Source organism: Streptomyces sp. NPDC051172, from assembly GCF_040682555.1.
GTDB lineage: Bacteria > Actinomycetota > Actinomycetes > Streptomycetales > Streptomycetaceae > Streptomyces.
The window spans coordinates 14,118-32,820 of record NZ_JBFBBE010000021.1 but is presented as its reverse complement, the minus strand read 5'-3'; the positions used below and the strand labels follow the sequence as shown (position 1 = coordinate 32,820).

The window sequence follows — 18,703 nt, the reverse complement described above, 5'->3', positions numbered from 1 at the left end:
ACCGCCTGCTTCACTGACACCGCACGACCACGGGCCAACTGACGAAGGGGACGGCCGCACATGACCTGGCTGATCACCGGCGGCGCCGGATACATCGGGGCGCATGTCGTCCGGGCGATGATCGAGGCGGGCGAGCGGACCGTGGTGTACGACGACCTGTCCACGGGCGTCGCCGAGCGCGTGCCGCGGGGTGTGCAACTGGTGGTGGGATCGACGCTGGACGGCGAGCGGGTCGCGCGCGCCCTGGCGGTCCACGACGTCAGCGGGGTCATCCACCTGGCGGCGAAGAAGCAGGTGGGCGAGTCGATGGACCTGCCGCTGCACTACTACCGGGAGAACGTCGAGGGCCTGCGCGTCCTCCTGGAGGCGGTGACGGCGGCCGGCGTCCCGTCCTTCGTGTTCTCGTCCTCGGCGGCGGTGTACGGCATGCCGGACGAGCCCCTGGTGACGGAGGAGACACCCTGTGTGCCCATGTCTCCGTACGGCGAGACGAAACTGGTCGGCGAATGGCTGGTCGGCGCGACGGCTCGCGCGACGGGCCTCTCCACCGCCTCCCTCCGCTACTTCAACGTGGCGGGCGCCGCGACCCCCGAACTCGCGGACACCGGCGTCCACAACCTGATCCCCATGGTCTTCGAGAAGCTCACCGACGACGCACCCCCGCGCATCTTCGGCGACGACTACGAAACCCCTGACGGAACCTGCGTCCGCGACTACATCCACGTGGTGGACCTGGCCGAAGCCCACGTAGCAGCCGCCCGCACGCTCCAGTCCGCACCGGGCCGCCACCTCACCCTCAACATCGGCCGCGGCGAGGGCGTCTCGGTCCGCGAAATGATCGACCGCATCAACGCCATCACCGGCTACGACCGCCCCCCGACAGTCACCCCCCGCCGCCCGGGCGACCCGGCCCGGGTAGTCGCCTCCGCGGACCGCGCCGCCACGGAACTGGCCTGGAAGGCCAAACACGACGTCCAGGACATGATCACCTCGGCCTGGGAGGGCTGGGTACGGGTCCATCCGGAGGCGGCACGGGGCTAGACACCGCGCGGGGGTGCGCGCCCCGAAGGGCACCGGCCGTCTCGATTTTGCGGCTCCGCCGCGCGGGCGTGACCAGCCACCGTACGCGCCGCCAGTGAAGCCTGAAGATACTTGGTTGTTCAGGTACGTCAGTACGGCCAGTACCCGGCGGTGGCCGCTGTCGCTCGGGGGCAGGCCCAGTTTGAGGAAGACGTTGCCGATGCGCTTGGGGACCGCGCGTTCGGCGGGTGAGGAGTTCGGTGACGACCTCGGGGTCGAGCGCCGTACCGCCGGCGGCAACCCGTTCCAGTGCGTCGAGGAACTCGTCGACCCGGCCCACCCGGCCCTTGAGCAGGTAGCCGAGCCGCTCACACCCCCGGTCAGCAGTTCGGCCGCGTACGACTCCTCGACGTACTGCGACAGCACCAGCACCGCAGCCCGGGGATCCGCGCACGCACCTCGATCGCCGCTCTCAGGCCCTCGTCGCGGAAGCCGGGCGGCCTGCGCACATCGAGCACGGCGGCGTCGGGACGGTGCTCCAGGAGGGCGGGCAGGACCTGGGGCCCGGTCCGGCGACGGCCACGACCTCGTGCCCTGCGGAGGTCAGGAGGAGAACGAGACCCCCGCGCGGCCGAGGCCGCAGCACACTCACAGCGCCTTGAGAGCCTCCGCGGTGGCCCGCGCCAGCGCCGCCAGGTAGTCCTTCGGCAACTTCGGGCTGCGGATCACCACCGAGCGCCAGTAGAGGGGCCCGGAGATCAGGTCGAGCGCGAGGTCCTCGTCCAGCTCCCCGTTGATCTCCCCGCGCTGCGCCGCCGCCACGATGATCTTGAGGGCCACGCCTTCCTGCCCCTCGCGCAGGGTCTTCTGCATGGCCTCGGCGATCTCCGGGTTGCGGGCCGCCTCGGCCTGCAGGTCCGGGATGATCTGCGAGGCCACCGGGTGCCGCAGGGCGCGCGAGGTGACCTCGTACAGCAGCCGCAGATCACCCTCCAGGGAGCCCGTGTCCGGCGTCGGCAGGCCCAGCACCGCGATCGCCGAGACGACGTCGAGGACCAGGTGCAGCTTGGACCGCCAGCGGCGGTACACCGCGGTCTTGCCGACGCCTGCGCGGCGCGCGATCCCCTCGATGGACATCCGCGCATAGCCGACGGCCGCGAGCTCCTCGAAGACGGCCGCACGGATGGCTTCCGTCACGTCCTCCCGCAGTACGGCCGCCCCCGCGGGGGTTCGGCGGCGCGGACGCGTCTGGGGCTCCTCGGCGTTCGTCGTCATGCGGACCAGCATAGGGCGTTGCGACGAAACGGTTGCGTCGTTACGGCCCGACCCGACGAACACGTCACGACGAAACGGTTGCGTTCCGACGTCAACGTGTCCTACGCTCGCGTTGCGACGATACGGTCTCGTCCCGACGTAAGAAAACGTGAAGAGAAACGTAAGGAAACGCCGGACACCGGACCGTCCGGCCGACGGGCCGGACGACGCCAGCACCCCCCTCCCCCGAGTGAAAGCAGCGGATGTGAGCCAGGTCCTCGACACACCGCCCCCGACGCCGGCCCCGGCCGACGACGACCTCGCGGCCCTCGCCGCCCGCCACGGCCTCTCGGTCAGCGGCGCCCGCCCCTCCCTGCCCGAGTACGTACGGCAGCTGTGGGCCCGGCGCCACTTCATCACGGCGTTCGCCACGGCCAAGCTCACCGCCCAGTACGCCCAGGCGAAGCTCGGCCAGGTCTGGCAGGTCATGACCCCGCTGCTGAACGCGGCGGTGTACTACTTCATCTTCGGTGTCCTGCTCGGCACCAAGCGGCATGTGCCGGACTACATCCCGTTCCTGGTCACGGGCGTGTTCATCTGGACGTTCACTCAGAGCTCGATCATGGCGGGCACCCGCGCGATCTCCGGCAACCTGGGCCTGGTCCGGGCGCTGCACTTCCCGCGGGCCGCGCTGCCGATCTCCTTCTGCCTCCAGCAGCTGCAGCAGCTGCTGTTCTCGATGGCCGCGCTGATCGTCATCCTGCTCTGCTTCGGGGTTCCGCTCGCGTTCTCCTGGTTGCTGGCGTTCCCGGCGCTGGTCCTGCAGTTCACCTTCAACACCGGCATGTCGTTGATCATGGCCCGGATGGGCGCCAAGACCCCGGACATCGCCCAGTTGATGCCTTTCGTCCTGCGCACCTGGATGTACGTGTCCGGCGTGATGTGGAGCATCGACAAGCTGGCCGGCAAGCACAGCGGCCTGCCGCACTGGGTGGAGCCGGTGCTCCAGGCCCAGCCGGCCGCGGTCTACATCGACCTGATGCGCTTCGCGCTGATCGACAGCTTCCACGCCAAGCAGCTGCCGCACCATGTGTGGGTGTACGCGGCCGGCTGGGCGCTGCTCGCCGGAGTCGGCGGCTTCATCTACTTCTGGAAGGCTGAGGAGACGTACGGCCGTGGCTGAGCACACCATCGAACGCATCCCCACCGTCGTCGTCGACGGCGTCGACATCGTCTACCGGGTCAACGGCACCGGTGCGGGCAAGGGTTCCGCCACCGCGGCGCTCAACCGCATGGTGCGCCGCAAGCAAACGGAGAAGGCGTCCGGCGTCCGTACAGTGCACGCCGTCAAGAACGTGTCCTTCGTCGCGTACAAGGGCGAGGCCGTCGGCCTGATCGGCACCAACGGCTCCGGCAAGTCGACCCTGCTGAAGGCGGTCGCGGGCCTGCTGCCGGTCGAGAACGGCCACATCTACACCGACGGCCAGCCCTCCCTGCTCGGCGTCAACGCTGCCCTGATGGGCGACCTGACCGGCGAGAAGAACGTCTACCTCGGCGGGCTCGCCATGGGCATGTCCCGCGAGGAGATCAGGGACCGCTACGAGGACATCGTCGACTTCTCCGGCATCAACGAGAAGGGCGACTTCATCACCCTCCCCATGCGGACGTACTCCTCCGGCATGGGCGCCCGGCTGCGCTTCTCCATCGCCGCCGCCAAGGACCACGACGTGCTCCTCATCGACGAGGCCCTCGCCACCGGCGACCGGTCCTTCCAGAAGCGCTCCGAGGAACGCATCCGCGAACTGCGCCAGCAGGCGGGCACCGTGTTCCTGGTCAGCCACAACAACAAGTCCATCCGCGACACCTGCGAACGCGTGCTGTGGCTGGAGCGCGGCGAACTGCGCATGGACGGCCCGACCGAGGAGGTCATGGCGGCGTACGAGGAGTTCACCGGAGGCGCGGACAAGCCGAAGGCCGCCTGAACACCGTCACCAGAGCGAGGTGCCCCGAGCCGGTCGGCTCGGGGCACCTCGCTTTCGTACCGCCTGCTACGAGTGCGTGCGCAGCAGGGTGCGCATCGTGCGCATCGCCACCGACAGGTTGGCGAGGTCGAACGTCTCCGAGCTCTGGATCTCCTCCAGCGTCGTGCGCGCCCGGCCCAGGATCGCCGTGTTCTTCTCCTCCCAGGCCTTGAAGCGCTGCTCGGGAGTCGAGGTGCCGTTGCCCACCGCCAGGACGTCCGCGGTCAGCGCCGCGTGCGCCGCGTACAGGTCCTCACGGATGGAGGCGCGGGCCATGGACTGCCAGCGGTCGGCGCGCGGCAGTTCGATGATGCGGTCCATGAGCTGGGTGATGTGCAGACGGTCGGCGAGGTCGTAGTAGACCTCGGCGACGTCCAGCGGCTCCTTGCCCATGCGGTCGGCCACCGAGACGATGTCGAGGGCCGGGAAGGCGGAGGAGAACCCGGCCACGCGGGTGGCGAGTTCGTCCGGGACGCCGGCGCCGGTCAGCTCGTCGTGGATCTGCTGCCACCATTCGAGGTCCGCGCCGCGCAGCAGCTTGGTGAGCTGCTGCCAGACCTGCTCGACGCGCTCGCCGAAGAAGTCCACCGTCTCCGCGAGCTGCAGCGGCTGCGGCCGGTTGTTGAGCAGCCAGCGCGTGCCGCGCTCCACCAGTCGGCGCGAGTGCAGCCGGATCCGGGTCTGGACGGCGGCCTCGACCCGGTTGTCCAGCTCCTCGACCGCGTCCCACACCGGTGCCGAGCAGAAGATCGCCCGGGCCGCGGTCTGCGCCCGCACGATCTCCTCGAGGGAGGCGCCGGTCTCCTCGCGCAGCCGGTGCAGATAGGTCGTACCGCCCGTGTTGACCGTGTCGTTGACCAGGACGGTCGTGGTGATCTCGCGGTGCAGCGGGTGGCTGTCGATGCCGTCGGCGAACTTCTCGCGCAGGGCCGTCGGGAAGTACGCGTGCAGCAGACCGCGCAGATACGGGTCGTCCGGCAGCGAGGTGTGCAGCAGCTCCTCGGCAACCGTGATCTTCGTGTACGCCAGCAGGACGGCCGTCTCGGGGCCGGTGAGGCCCTGGCCGGCGCTGAGGCGCTCACGGATCTGGCGATCGGTCGGCAAGAACTCCAGCGCCCGGTCGAGGTGCCCCTCGCGCACCATGTGGCGGATGAATCGCTGCTGGGCGTGGAGCATGTCCTTGGACTGGGCCAGGGCGTTGGCGAGCGCCGTGTTCTGCGCGTAGTTGTTGCGCAGGACCAGCGCGCCGACCTCGTCGGTCATCTCGGCGAGCAGCTGGTTGCGCTGCTTGACGGTCATGTCGCCGTCCGCGACCAGGCCGTTGAGCAGGATCTTGATGTTCACCTCGTGGTCGGAGGTGTCCACGCCCGCGCTGTTGTCGATCGCGTCCGTGTTGATCTTGCCGCCGTGCCGTGCGAACTCGATCCGGCCGAGCTGGGTCAGACCCAGGTTGCCGCCCTCGCCGACGACCTTGACCCGCAGGTCGGCGCCGTCGACCCGGATCGGGTCGTTGGCCTTGTCGCCGACGTCCGCCTGACTCTCCGTGCTGGCCTTCACATACGTACCGATGCCGCCGTTCCACAGCAGGTCCACCGGAGCCTGGAGGATGGCCTTCATCAGGTCGGCCGGGGTCATCTTGGAGACCTTGCCCTCGATGCCGAGGGCCTCGCGGATGTGCGAGTTGAGCTGGATGGCCTTGGCGGTACGCGGGAACACGCCGCCACCTGCGGAGATGAGCTCGGCGTTGTAGTCGGCCCAGCTGGAGCGCGGCAGCTCGAAGATACGGCGGCGCTCGGCGTACGAGGTCTCCGCGACCGGGTTCGGGTCGATGAAGATGTGCCGGTGGTCGAAGGCGGCGACCAGGCGGATGTGCTCGCTCAGCAGCATGCCGTTGCCGAACACGTCACCGGACATGTCGCCGATGCCGACGACGGTGAAGTCCTCGCTCTGCGTGTCGACGCCCAGCTCCCGGAAGTGCCGCTTGACGGACTCCCAGGCGCCGCGGGCGGTGATGCCCATGCCCTTGTGGTCGTAGCCCGCCGAGCCACCGGAGGCGAAGGCGTCACCGAGCCAGAAGTTGTACGTCTGAGCGACCCCGTTGGCGATGTCCGAGAAGGTCGCGGTGCCCTTGTCGGCGGCGACCACGAGGTAGGTGTCGTCCTCGTCGTGCCGCACCACGTCGGCCGGGGGCACGACCTCGCCGGCCACCATGTTGTCGGTGATGTCGAGCAGCGCCGAGATGAACGTCTTGTAGCTGGCGATGCCCTCGGCCAGCCACGCGTCCCGGTCCACGCCCGGATCCGGCAGCTGCTTCGCGACGAACCCGCCCTTCGCGCCGACCGGCACGATGACGGTGTTCTTCACCATCTGCGCCTTGACCAGGCCGAGGATCTCGGTCCGGAAGTCCTCACGCCGGTCGGACCAGCGCAGACCACCTCGGGCGACCTTCCCGAAGCGCAGGTGCACGCCCTCCACACGCGGCGAGTACACCCAGATCTCGTACGCCGGGCGCGGCGCCGGCAGGTCCGGGATCGCCTGCGGGTCGAACTTCATGGACACGTACGCGTGCGGCTTGCCGCCCGCCGCCTCCTGGAAGAAGTTCGTACGCAGGGTCGCCTTGATGACGGTCAGGAAGGACCGCAGGATCCGGTCCTCGTCGAGGGAGGCCACCTGGTCGAGGGCCGCGTCGACCTCTTCGAGCAGCGCGTCGACGATCTCGTGCCCGGCGCGCTGCCGGTCCGGGGACATCCGCGCCTCGAACAGCGAGACGAGCAGCCGGGTGGTGTGGACGTTGTTGCGGAGGGTGTCCTCCATGTAGTCCTGGCTGAAGGTGGAGCCTGCCTGGCGCAGGTACTTGGCGTACGCGCGCAGCACCATCGCCTGCCGCCAGGTCAGTCCGGCGCTCAGCACCAGGGCGTTGAAGCCGTCGTTCTCCGCCTTGCCGGTCCAGGTGGCGGCGAAGGCTTCCTGGAAGCGCTCGCGGGCGTCGTCACCGAGGTAGTCGCCGCTGCCGTTCTGCGACTTGGGCATGCGCAGGCCGAAGTCGTAGATCCACGCGGTGGTGCGGTCCGAGCAGCGCAGTTCGTACGGCCGCTCGTCCGTCACCTCGACACCGAGCCGGCTGAGGGCCGGCAGCACCGCGGACAGGGAGACGGCCTCACCCTTGCGGTAGATCTTGAACCGGCGCTCCTCGGGGGCGGCGCCGACGGGCTCGTACAGACTGAGCGAGAAGTCCTGGCCGCTTTCGGCCTGTGCCTCGCTGAGCTGCTCCAGGTGGACGAGGTCGGCGACCGCGGCACGCGGGGTGTGGTCGGCCTTGTAGCCCTCGGGGAACGCGTTGTTGTAGCGGCGCAGCAGTTCGGCGGCGTGCTCCTCGCCGAATTCTGCGTTCAGCGCCTCGGCGAAGCCGTCGGCCCAGGAGCGGGCGGCCTCCACCAGGCGGGCCTCGATGCGATCCTTGTCGGCGTCGGACAGCTGCGGCAGCTCGGTGCCCTGCGGGACCCGGACCACGAAGTGCAGCCGGGACAGGATCGACTCGGTGTTCCAGGCCGTGAAGTCGACGCTGGTGCCGCCGAGTTCCTCCTTCAGGATGTCGATGATCCTCAGGCGCACACCGGTGGTGTAGCGGTCGCGCGGGAGGTAGACGAGGGCGGAGTAGTAGCGCCCGTACTCGTCCTGCCGCAGGTAGAGGCGCAGCCGCCGGCGCTCCTGCAGGTACAGGACGGAGGTGGCGATGGATTCGAGTTCGCTGGCCGGCGTCTGGAAGAGCTCGTCGCGCGGGTAGGTCTCCAGGATCTGCAGCAGGTCGCGCCCGTCGTGGCTGTTGGGCGAGAAGCCGGCGCGCTCCAGGACCTCCTCGACCTTGCGGCGGATGACCGGGACCCGGCGCACCGACTCGGTGTAGGCGGCGGAGGAGAACAGGCCGAGGAAGCGGCGCTCACCCACGACATTGCCGTCCGCGTCGAACTTCTTGACGCCGATGTAGTCCAGGTACGAGGGCCGGTGCACGGTGGCCCGGCTGTTCGCCTTGGTCAGGACGAGGAGCTTGTGCTCGCGGGCCTTGGCGCGGGCGTCGGCGGGCAGCCGCTCGAAGGACGGGCTCACCGGGTGGCTGTCGTCCCCGGCGTGGTGCGGGTCGGAGCGCAGGATGCCGAGGCCGGTGCCGGGCACGGCGGCCAGCGAGTCGTCCTCACGCAGCTGGTACTCGCGGTAGCCGAGGAAGGTGAAGTGATCGGCGGACAGCCAGCGCAGCAGCTCGCGGGCTTCCTCGATGTCCTGCTCGCGCAGGTCGGTGGCGACGGGCTCCTCGGGCAGTTCGTCGGCCATGCGCAGCGACGCGTCCCGCATCTTGTCCCAGTCCTCGACGGCCTCGCGGACGTCGGACAGCACACGCAGCAGGTCGGCGGTGATCTGCTTGAGGTCGCCACGGTCGGTCTCGCGGTCGATCTCGACGTGGATCCAGGACTCGGTGTGCGCGTCGTGCGGCAGTTCGCCGCCCGGCTGCGCGCTGAGCACCTCGATGAGCCTGCCGGTGACATCCCGGCGGACGACGATCTGCGGGTGGATGACGACGTGGATCCCGCGTCCCTGGCGCGTCAGCTCATTGGTGACGGAGTCGACCAGGAAGGGCATGTCGTCGGTGACGACCTCGACGACGGAGTGGCTGCACGTCCACCCGTTCTCCTCCACCGTGGGGGTGTGGACCCGCACGTTGGCCGTGCCCTGGGGGCGATTCTCGGCCAGCCGGTAGTGCGAGAGCGCGGCGCCGAAGATGTCGACCGGGTCGCGGCCGTTCAGGTCCTCTGGGGCGGTGTGCAGGTAGTAGCGCTGGAGGAACGCGAGCACGGTCTCCCGGTCTGGGGTGCTCCCGTCCGTCGTCCCGGTCGGTAGGTGCCCCCCGACCGGGCTGTTCTCAGCTACCCGGGCGGCCCTTTCGAGCAGCTCGGCCTTGGCTTCGTCCAGCTTGGTCTGCATTGTCCTCTGGCTCCTGTCGCGCGCCGTTGCGTGACGTAGAAGGAAGTACGGTCTCTTCCCCTGCGGCTCTTCGCCACGGCCCGGGTTCTCCGGTCTGCTCCGACGCTATGCCGCAAGGTGAGATGAGCGGGAAGATATGAGCCATATTTGAGCTGCCCCGAGGGTGTGACGCTGCTCTCCGCAGCGGCCGCGTCCTGGGGGCGAATGGCATCCCGGGAGCCCTTCCGGCCCCCTCCTGCCCGCGAAGACCAGCGACCGCCGCCCGGTCACGGAGGTGGTCCGTGCTCGCCGGGCGCAGGGCAGGGGCAACGGTGCCCCCGCGAGCTATCGCGCTGATCACGCCATAAGGCTATCGCTCAGTACGGGGGGCCCGTCATGAGCCGTATGTGTACAAAACCAGGGGTGGAACTTTGACACTCTGCACAGCGGCAAAGGCCCCACTGTCGTGCGGGCCGACGAAACGAACCCCTCATCTGATCCCCCTTGCTCGAATACGACCGGACCCCTTGGCAAGACCACCCGCAGGAGGGACGTTGCCCATGACAGCGCACGCCCGCCCGAGGGGAGCCGCCCGACATGACCGTAAAAATCCTCATCGTCACCGGCGACGCAGCAGAGTCACTCGAGGTCCTGTACCCCTACCAGCGCCTCCGCGAGGAGGGCTACGACGTCCATATCGCGGCCCCCGCCCGCAAGAAGCTCCAGTTCGTCGTCCATGACTTCGAACCCGGTTTCGACACCTACACCGAGAAGCCCGGCTACACCTGGCCCGCAGATCTCGCCTTCGCCGAGGTTGATCCCGGCCAGTACGCCGCCCTCGTCATCCCGGGCGGCCGTGCTCCCGAGTACCTCCGCAACGACCCCGAACTCCGCAAGATCCTCAAGTCCTTCTTCGACGCGGACAAGCCGGTCGCCCAGATCTGCCACGGCCCCCTGCTCACCGCCGCGGTGGACGGCCTCCGCGGCCGCCGCGTCACGGCGTACCCCGCCCTGGAACCCGACATGCAGGCCGCAGGCGCCACCTTCCAGGACACCGAGGCCGTGGTCGACGGCACCCTGATCTCCTCCCGCGCCTGGCCGGACCACCCGGCCTGGATGCGGGAATTCCTGACCGTGCTACGGGCAAAGGCCCCGGTGGCATGACGGGCTGACGCAGCCAGGGGCAGTCGTGCCGCGCCGCGCCGTCTGCGGGCAGTCGTGCCGCTGGGGCGGCACGGGTGGGCGCAGACGGCACCCCGCAAGCGCGGGCAGGCAAACCCCACCAGCCCAGCCCCGGTGCCGGGCGCCGCAAAACCCCGCCCAGCCCGCAGCGCCCTACGCCGCCAACCGCTCCGCCTCAGCAACCGCCTCCCCCAGGGTGTCCACCACCGGCACCCCCACCACCTCGAGGCTGGCCCGACCATGCGACCCGCCGGTGTACAGCACCGCCCGCGCACCCACGTACTGCGCAGCCACCGCATCATCGGCGGCATCCCCGATCACCACCGTACGAGCCGGATCCACACCGACCAGTGAGCCGAGGTGCCGCACCATGTGCTCCGCCTTGCTCCCTCCCGACGGCCCCGTCCGCCCGTCGACGCGTATGAAGTGCGCCTCTATCCCGAACCCCCGCACCAACGGCACGAGTTCGTCGTGCGTGTACATGCTCAGGATCGACTGGCTGCGTCCGGCCGACCGCCACCCCGCGAGCAGTTCCGCCGCCCCCTCGGTCAGCCCGCAGCCGATCCGGTGCTCGGCGTAGTACCGGTGGAAGGTCTCGTCCATGACCTCCCATTCGGCGTCCGTCGGCAGCCGGCCCATGAGCCGCTCGTAGAACTTCGGCACCGGCACGCAGTACAGCTCCCGGTACTGCTCCATCGTGATCGGCTCAAGGCCGAGCTCGGCGAACGCCGCGTTCGTCGCCCCGATGATCGCGTCATTGTCGTGGAACAGCGTCCCGTTCCAGTCCCAGACAATGTGCGCCCCTGTCTGCTTCCCCATGCCAAAAACGTACCCGCCGCCACTGACAATCAAGAGCGCCGCAGATCAGACAGCCATGGAGCACGGTGAGCTCAGTCCCCGAGCCCGACCAGGTCGGGGATCTCCTGCGTCGCGTACCAGAGCAGTTCGTGGTCCTCGGCGCCGTCCACCACGAACTGTGCATCGTCATCCCCACGGTCCGCCGCTTCGAGCGCCTCGGCCGCGGCGGCCACGTCCTCCTCCGCGTCGTCGAGGTCGACGTGCACGGCGGCGGCCTTGGCCAGCGCCACGGCCCCGGTCACCCGCACCTCGCCGAGCGCGACCGGGTCGAGGCCCCGGTCGGGGTCGGCGGACGCGGCGCCGTCGGGCACGTCGACGGCGACCACGACCCGGCGCCTTACCACCCCGGGATCCGCGGCCAGCAGCCGAAGCGAGGCCAGCGCGGCACGGTTGAGGGCCGCATACTCCAGTTCCTCGATGTCGTCCGAGAGGTACCACTCGCGAAGGCCGGGCGTGACGGCGTACGCCACGAGCGGCCCTGCCCCCAGCTCTCCCGTCTTGTACGCCTCGGCGAGACCGGAGAGGGTCAGGGGGACGTAGACGCGCATGGCTGGCCGCTTTCGTGGTCGGTGGCTGGGCGCGCTCACGCGCCTTGTGAAGGGCCTTCAGGATACGTGCGGGAGTCCCCTTTCGAGTCCCTGCCCGCAAGCCCGGAGGCGTCTACTTCCGGCCGCGGAATTCACCCGGCGCGCCCCCGTGATCACGGGGTTTCAGGCCCCCACCATCACTCTGATAGGTGAAGATTCCGACCACCCCGGCCCGGCTCCCCGTGTCCTTGCTGCCGCCACCCCTCGCCCCGTACAAGATCCCCAACGCCAAGTTACCGGCGGGTATCAATCCGTCTCACCGAACGGGGACGCACATGCACAAGATCATGACCAGGACACAGCACCAGCCGGGCGCCCGCCCTCCCGGCCGCCGCGACTCCCGCCGCCCCGGCGGCGCCCCGCCCCGGACGCCCGGCGGAACCCCGACCCGCACCGCCCCGGGCGGCGGCCGCCCACCGGGCTCCCGGACGGACACCCCCTCCCCGAGCACCGGGCCCGCCGACAACCGCCCGCCGACGGCTCCGGGCGCGCGTACCGCCACCGCGGCCCGCACCACCACCCACGCACCGCCCAACACGGCTCCGGTCCCAGAAGAAACCGTCCTTGCCCCCGGGAACCCAGCCGGCCACCCGCCCTGCCGCACCGGTCACACCCGGCCGATCCCCCAGCCCCGCCCCACCGATGTCTTCGCCGACCTCCTCCTCGCCGTGCTGAGCGGTCAGCGCCCCGTCCACTCGATGCTGCGGCACACCGCGGGCCGGGCCTACGACGAACTGGCCTGGCTCGCCGAACGCGGCCCCCTGCGCACCCGCGGCGCGCGTCCCGTCGTCCGCGACATCGGCTACTACGAAGCCCGTCCCGGTGCCGTCGAGGCCTTCGCCCGCATCGGCGCCGGTGACCAGCTGCGGGCCATGGCCTTCCGCCTGGAACGAGGCCAGGACCTGCGCTGGCGCTGCACGGCGGTGGAACTCGGTGGCCCCCGCCCACCGCGCACCACCGGCGACGACTAGACGACCAGAGGGGCTGCCACGCGGCCCGCGCCGCCGTACGCAGAAGGGCCGGGCCACCCCGAGGTGACCCGGCCCTTCAAGCCGCTACGACGCGCTGCTCACTTCTTGCGGCGACGCCCGTTCCGGGACTGCTTGCGCCGCTCCGCGCGCGTGAGGCCGTCGGCCTCCGAGCGCACCGGCTCCTCGTCGCCCACGAAGTCGCCCTCGATGGTGCCGCCCTCGCCGTCCACGGTCGGCGCGGAGAAGTGCAGGTTCCGGCGCTGCGGAGCGTCCAGCCCCTTGGCGCGGATCTCCGGGCGGCTGCCCGCCTGCGCCGGCACCACGTCCTGCTTCTCCATGTCGACCGGCTCGGCGTCCTCGACCGGGACCTCCTCGACCTGCTGCTCGACCTGGACCTCCAGGTTGAACAGATAGCCGACGGACTCCTCCTTGATGCCCTCCATCATGGCGGTGAACATGTCGAAGCCCTCGCGCTGATACTCGACCAGCGGGTCCTTCTGCGCCATCGCGCGCAGGCCGATGCCCTCCTGGAGGTAATCCATCTCGTAGAGGTGCTCGCGCCACTTGCGGTCCAGGACCGACAGCACGACCCGGCGCTCCAGCTCACGCATGATCTCGGAGCCGAGCTGTGCCTCGCGCGCCTCGTACTGCTGGTGGATGTCGTCCTTGATGGACTCGGAGATGAACTCGGCGGTCAGACCGGCACGGTCGCCGGCCGCCTCCTCAAGTTCCTCGACGGTCACCTTCACCGGGTAGAGCTGCTTGAAGGCGCCCCACAGCCGGTCGAGGTCCCAGTCCTCCGCGAAGCCCTCGGCGGTCTCCGCGGCGATGTACGCGTCGATCGTGTCGTCCATGAAGTGGCCGATCTGCTCCTGCAGATCCTCGCCCTCCAGGACGCGGCGCCGCTCGCCGTAGATGACCTCACGCTGGCGGTTGAGGACCTCGTCGTACTTCAGGACGTTCTTGCGGGTCTCGAAGTTCTGCTGCTCGACCTGTGACTGTGCGGACGCGATCGCGCGCGTGACCATCTTGTTCTCGATCGGGACATCGTCCGGGACGTTCGCCATCGACATCACGCGCTCGACCATCTGGGCCTTGAAGAGCCTCATCAGGTCGTCGCCGAGCGAGAGGTAGAAGCGGGACTCGCCCGGGTCGCCCTGACGGCCGGAGCGACCGCGCAGCTGGTTGTCGATACGCCGCGACTCGTGCCGCTCGGTGCCCAGGACGTAGAGCCCGCCGAGCTCCTTGACCTCTTCGAACTCCGCCTTCACGGCCTTCTCGGCACGCTCCAGGGCGTCGGGCAGGAAGTGCGCCCACTCCTCGATGTGCTCCTCGGGGTCGAGGCCGCGCTGGCGCAGCTCCGCCTCGGCGAGATCGTCGGGGTTGCCGCCGAGCTTGATGTCCGTACCACGACCGGCCATGTTGGTGGCGACGGTCACGGCGCCCTTGCGGCCGGCCTGGGCGACGATCGTCGCCTCACGGTCGTGCTGCTTCGCGTTCAGCACTTCGTGCTGGATACCGCGCTTGGAGAGCTGCTGCGAGAGGTATTCGGACTTCTCGACCGACGTCGTACCGACGAGGATCGGCTGGCCCTTCTCGTGCTTCTCGGCGATGTCGTCGACGACCGCCTCGAACTTGGCGACCTCGGTGCGGTAGATCAGGTCCGACTGGTCCTTGCGGATCATCGGCTTGTTGGTCGGGATCGGGACGACGCCGAGCTTGTAGATCTGGTGGAACTCGGCCGCCTCGGTCATCGCCGTACCGGTCATGCCGGAGAGCTTCTTGTAGAGGCGGAAGAAGTTCTGCAGGGTGATCGTGGCGAGCGTCTGGTTCTCGTCCTTGATGTCCACCCCTTCCTTCGCCTCGATCGCCTGGTGCATGCCCTCGTTGTAGCGGCGGCCGGCGAGGATACGGCCGGTGTGCTCGTCGACGATCATGACCTCGCCGTCGATGACGACGTAGTCCTTGTCCTTCTTGAAGAGCTCCTTGGCCTTGATGGCGTTGTTCAGGTAGCCCACCAGAGGCGTGTTCACCGACTCGTAGAGGTTGTCGATGCCCAGCCAGTCCTCGACCTTGCTGACGCCGGACTCGTGGATGGCGACCGTGCGCTTCTTCTCGTCGACGTCGTAGTCGCCGGTCTCCTCGACACCCTTGAGCGGGTTGCCCGCCTCGCCCTTCTTCAGGCGCGTGACCAGCTTGGCGAAGTCGCCGTACCACTTGGTGGCCTGGTCGGCCGGACCGGAGATGATCAGCGGCGTACGGGCCTCGTCGACCAGGATGGAGTCGACCTCGTCGACGATGGCGAAGTTGTGGCCGCGCTGCACCAGTTCGTCCTTCGACCACGCCATGTTGTCGCGCAGGTAGTCGAAGCCGAACTCGTTGTTCGTGCCGTACGTGATGTCGCACTCGTACTGCGCGCGACGCTCAGCCGGCGTCATGTTGGCGAGGATGCAGCCGACGCTCAGGCCCAGGAACTTGTGGACGCGCCCCATCATTTCGGAGTCGCGCTCGGCCAGGTAGTCGTTGACCGTGATGAGGTGGACGCCTTCCCCGGAGAGGGCGTTCAGGTACGCGGGCAGCGTGCCGACGAGCGTCTTGCCCTCACCGGTCTTCATCTCGGCGACATAGCCGAGGTGGAGCGCGGCGCCGCCCATCATCTGCACGTCGTAGTGACGCTGTCCGAGGACGCGCTTGGCAGCCTCGCGCACGGTGGCGAACGCCTCGGGGAGCAGGTCGTCCAGGCTCTCGCCGTCGGCGTACCGCTGCTTGTACTCATCGGTGAGGGCCCGCAGCTCGGCGTCGGAGAGGTCGACGAAGTCCTCTTCGATGGACTTGACCTGGTCCGCGATGCGGTGCAGCTTGCGCAGGATCTTGCCTTCGCCTGCACGCATGATCTTCGAGAGGACGGACACGGGGGTTGGTCTCCTTGCCGGTCGGGCCTGGCACGGTCGGTTTCCATTTGACTTACTGAGCAACGGCCATCGTATGCGAGGACCCCACCAAGCCGGGAGGCCCGCCGGTACGACGACCGCCGAAGGCTTCGCGCACCGCTTCAAATCTTCTTCAAAGGGGACAACGGACGGGCCCTGCGGATGGTGCCGCAGCACGCCGACGAATTGCGCGAATTGTGATCACGCGCTCACGCACGGCAAAAGGATGGCGTCCGTGTCGGACCCGCGAGGAGAATCAGCCGATGGAACCCGTCACGCTCACGACCTCCCGGCTGCTTCTGCGCACGGTCGGCCCCGAGGACACCGACGCGGTGTACACCGCGGCCCAGGATCCCGACATCCAGCGCTGGACGGCGATTCCCTCGCCCTACCTCGCCGAGCACGCGCGGACTTTCACCGAGGAACTCGCCCCCAAGGGGTGGGCGAACGGTTCCATACTCACCTTCGCTCTGTTCCTCCCCGAAGGGGAGGAACTCGTGGGCATGCTCAGCCTCACCATGCATTCTCTGAGCATGGCCGAGATCGGCTTCTGGGGCACGAAGGAGCACCGCGGCAACGGCTATGTCACCGAGGCCGTCGCCGAGGTCTCCCGCTGGGCCTTCACCCACCTGTCGGTGGACCGCGTGGAATGGCGGGCGGAAGTCGGCAACAACGCCTCCCGCGCGGTGGCGGAGCGCGCCGGCTTCGTCATCGAGGGCGTCCTGCGCTCCGCGATCATCCACGAGGGCGTGCGCCGGGACTCCTGGGTGGGTGCCCTGCTGCCCTCGGACCTCGGGCTGGCCTCGACGGCGCCGTATCTCCCCGCAACCGCCTCAACACCGGGCGTCCAGTGACGAATTCGCAGATCATCCCGCGTTGTCAGTGCCGCCGTCTATCGTGCCGACCATGACGTCCCCGCGCCCCGCCACCGATCTCTCGGCAGACGAAGCCCGCCGCATCGCCCTCCGCGCCCAGGGCCTTCTCGGCACACCCGACCGCAGAGCCGGCGTCCGCGGCGTCCTGCGCCATCTCGGCGCGGTCCAGCTGGACACGATCTCGGTGCTGGCGCGTTCCCACGAGCTCATCCCGTACGCCCGCCTCGGTGCGGTGGGCCGCGGAAAGGTCGAGGACGCGTACTGGAAGGCGCCGTCCGCCGCACCGCACGCCTTCGAGTACTGGTCGCACGCCGCGTGCATACTCCCCGTCGAGGAGTGGCCCCACTTCGCCTTCCGCCGCCGCGCCTACCGAAGCCGCCCGCACTGGAGCCACGCCCTCCCGGACGGCACCTACGACCAGGTCATCAAGCAGCTCCGCGCCGAAGGCCCCCTCACGGCGACGGAGTTGGGCGGTGCGAAGCGCACCAGTGAGTGGTGGGACTGGTCGGGCGCCAAGGTCGCCGTGGAGCGTGCGCTGATGTACGGGGAGGTGGTGTGCGTGGAGCGCCGCGGCTGGAAGCGGGTGTACGACCTCGCCGAGCGCGCGATCCCGGACGCGCTGCTGCACGACGAACTGGATGACACGGAGTGCCTGCGCCGTCTGGTCCGTCTGGCGGGTCAGTCCCTGGGCGTCGGCACGCGCGCGGACATCGCCGACTACCACCGTCTCAAGGGCGAGCAGGTCGACTCGGTGATCGCCGACTCGGGCCTGGTCCCGGTCACGGTCGAGGGCTGGTCCAAACCTGCCTGGGCCGACCCGGCCGCCCTGGACACGCCGCCACGCGGCCGCCACCGCACCACGCTCCTGTCCCCCTTCGACTCCCTGATCTGGGAGAGAGCCCGCACGGAGCGGATCTTCGGCTTCACCCACCGCCTGGAGGCCTACGTGCCAAAGCCGAAGCGGGTGTACGGCTACTTCGCGATGCCGGTCCTCGCCGGCGGCCGCCTCGTCGGCCGGGTGGACCCCGCCCGTGACGGCGCCACGCTGGTCGCCAAGCAGGTCACCCTGGACGGCCCCAAGGTGGTCCCGGCCGTGGCGGAGGCGCTGGTCGAGGCGGCCAGCTGGGTGAACTGCACGAGCGTACGCGTGGAGCGCGTGGACGCCCCGGAGCTGCACGAGCCGCTCACCAAGGAGGTGACCCGGGCACTCGTCGCGGCCATGCGCTGACCGCGGCCACCGGCCCGTCAGCGGATCTCGAGGATCTTCTCCCGCATCGCGTACACCACCGCTTCCATCCTGGAGTGCAGCTGCAGCTTCTCCAGGATGTTGCGGACGTGGTTCTTCACGGTGTTCTCGGAGATGAACAGTTCCTTGGCGATGTCCCGGTTGTTCATCCCGGTGGCGACGAGTTTGAGGACCTCCAGCTCGCGGTCCGTCAGCCGCGGTGCAGGCACGAGCCGACGCTCGTCGGTGCGCTGGATCATCGACTTGAACTCGGTGAGCAGCTTCGACGCCATGGACGGGCTGATCTGGGACTGTCCGTCGGCCACCGCGCGAATGGCGGTGGCCACCTCGTCCGTGGAGATCTCCTTGAGGAGATAACCGGTCGCGCCCGCCTTGATCGCGTCGTAGAGGTCGGCTTCCTCGTCGCTGATCGTCAGCATGATGATCTTGGCGCTGGGAGCGACCTCCTTGATGGAGGTGCAGGCCTCGATCCCGCCCCGCTTCGGCATCCGTACGTCCATCAGGACGATGTCCGGCAGCAGGTCGGCCGCCTTGTCGACGGCCTCCGCACCGTCCCCGGCCTCCCCGACGACCTGGATGTCCTCCTCGGCCGCGAGCACGATCTCCAGGCCCCGGCGGAAGAGGGCGTGGTCGTCCACGACAAGGACCCTGATCGGCTCCTTGCGTGGAGAGCCCGCGTCCGGGCCCATGCCGACGACGCCGTCGGCGTCCTCCTCGTGCATCGGTCCGAAGCTGTCCGCCATCGTTCCTCCCCCTGAAGGCTGTGGCCTGTGGTGCTGTGCCATCGCCAACCCAAGGCAGTGACC

13 protein-coding genes and 1 pseudogene are annotated in these 18,703 nt (G+C 69.3%); 7 read left to right on the top strand and 7 right to left on the bottom strand.

The genetic code is table 11. The annotated features are described in order from the left end of the window. Positions 1-60: 60 nt before the first annotated feature. Complete coding sequence (gene galE, locus AB0N07_RS15410) at positions 61-1,041, top strand: UDP-glucose 4-epimerase GalE (RefSeq protein WP_365835045.1); 981 nt, start codon at positions 61-63, stop codon at positions 1,039-1,041. A gap of 117 nt (positions 1,042-1,158) precedes the next feature. Here galE and AB0N07_RS15405 read toward each other — a convergent pair. Both AB0N07_RS15405 and AB0N07_RS15400 read right to left on the bottom strand, forming a co-directional pair. Then, positions 1,159-1,672 (bottom strand): annotated as a pseudogene (locus tag AB0N07_RS15405) (response regulator transcription factor); the annotation flags it as partial. Further along, positions 1,669-2,295, bottom strand: coding sequence for a TetR/AcrR family transcriptional regulator (locus tag AB0N07_RS15400; RefSeq protein WP_365835043.1), 627 nt, complete (start codon positions 2,293-2,295; stop codon positions 1,669-1,671). The gene AB0N07_RS15400 and the pseudogene AB0N07_RS15405, both read right to left, overlap by 4 nt. 244 nt (positions 2,296-2,539) lie before the next feature. On the opposite strand from AB0N07_RS15400, the gene AB0N07_RS15395 reads away from it, so the two are divergent. Together AB0N07_RS15395 and AB0N07_RS15390 are read left to right on the top strand one after the other, a co-directional pair. Further along, positions 2,540-3,457: an ABC transporter permease gene (locus AB0N07_RS15395; RefSeq protein ID WP_365835041.1), complete on the top strand. Its 918-nt coding sequence runs from the start codon at positions 2,540-2,542 to the stop codon at positions 3,455-3,457. Continuing rightward, on the top strand, positions 3,450-4,256 hold the full coding sequence (locus tag AB0N07_RS15390; RefSeq protein WP_365835039.1) for an ABC transporter ATP-binding protein: 807 nt from the start codon (positions 3,450-3,452) through the stop codon (positions 4,254-4,256). Before AB0N07_RS15395 ends, AB0N07_RS15390 begins: the two co-directional genes overlap by 8 nt. 66 nt (positions 4,257-4,322) lie before the next feature. On the opposite strand, the gene AB0N07_RS15385 is transcribed toward AB0N07_RS15390, so the two are convergent. Beyond that, positions 4,323-9,269: an NAD-glutamate dehydrogenase gene (locus AB0N07_RS15385; protein WP_365835037.1), complete on the bottom strand. Its 4,947-nt coding sequence runs from the start codon at positions 9,267-9,269 to the stop codon at positions 4,323-4,325. Positions 9,270-9,845: 576 nt separating this feature from the next. Here AB0N07_RS15385 and AB0N07_RS15380 point away from each other — a divergent pair. Next, positions 9,846-10,412, top strand: coding sequence for a DJ-1/PfpI family protein (locus AB0N07_RS15380; protein WP_365835035.1), 567 nt, complete (start codon positions 9,846-9,848; stop codon positions 10,410-10,412). 171 nt (positions 10,413-10,583) lie between these two features. On the opposite strand, the gene AB0N07_RS15375 is transcribed toward AB0N07_RS15380, so the two are convergent. Continuing rightward, positions 10,584-11,249, bottom strand: coding sequence for an HAD hydrolase-like protein (locus AB0N07_RS15375; protein WP_365835033.1), 666 nt, complete (start codon positions 11,247-11,249; stop codon positions 10,584-10,586). A 71-nt stretch (positions 11,250-11,320) separates the two neighbouring features. Beyond that, complete coding sequence (locus AB0N07_RS15370; protein WP_365835031.1) at positions 11,321-11,836, bottom strand: hypothetical protein; 516 nt, start codon at positions 11,834-11,836, stop codon at positions 11,321-11,323. Between the two features lie 314 nt (positions 11,837-12,150). Here AB0N07_RS15370 and AB0N07_RS15365 point away from each other — a divergent pair, with 314 nt between their 5' ends. After that, complete coding sequence (locus AB0N07_RS15365; RefSeq protein WP_365835029.1) at positions 12,151-12,846, top strand: Rv3235 family protein; 696 nt, start codon at positions 12,151-12,153, stop codon at positions 12,844-12,846. Positions 12,847-12,944: 98 nt separating this feature from the next. Here AB0N07_RS15365 and secA read toward each other — a convergent pair whose 3' ends face one another. Then, the gene (gene secA, locus AB0N07_RS15360; RefSeq protein ID WP_365835027.1) at positions 12,945-15,758 is read right to left on the bottom strand and encodes a preprotein translocase subunit SecA; all 2,814 of its coding nucleotides are present in this window, start codon (positions 15,756-15,758) and stop codon (positions 12,945-12,947) included. A 281-nt stretch (positions 15,759-16,039) separates the two neighbouring features. Here secA and AB0N07_RS15355 point away from each other — a divergent pair, with 281 nt between their 5' ends. Together AB0N07_RS15355 and AB0N07_RS15350 are read left to right on the top strand one after the other, a co-directional pair. Continuing rightward, positions 16,040-16,630: a GNAT family protein gene (locus AB0N07_RS15355; protein WP_365835025.1), complete on the top strand. Its 591-nt coding sequence runs from the start codon at positions 16,040-16,042 to the stop codon at positions 16,628-16,630. A 52-nt stretch (positions 16,631-16,682) separates the two neighbouring features. Then, complete coding sequence (locus tag AB0N07_RS15350; protein WP_365835023.1) at positions 16,683-17,879, top strand: crosslink repair DNA glycosylase YcaQ family protein; 1,197 nt, start codon at positions 16,683-16,685, stop codon at positions 17,877-17,879. A gap of 17 nt (positions 17,880-17,896) precedes the next feature. On the opposite strand, the gene AB0N07_RS15345 is transcribed toward AB0N07_RS15350, so the two are convergent. Then, the gene (locus AB0N07_RS15345) at positions 17,897-18,640 is read right to left on the bottom strand and encodes a response regulator transcription factor (RefSeq protein ID WP_365835021.1); all 744 of its coding nucleotides are present in this window, start codon (positions 18,638-18,640) and stop codon (positions 17,897-17,899) included. Positions 18,641-18,703: the final 63 nt, after the last annotated feature.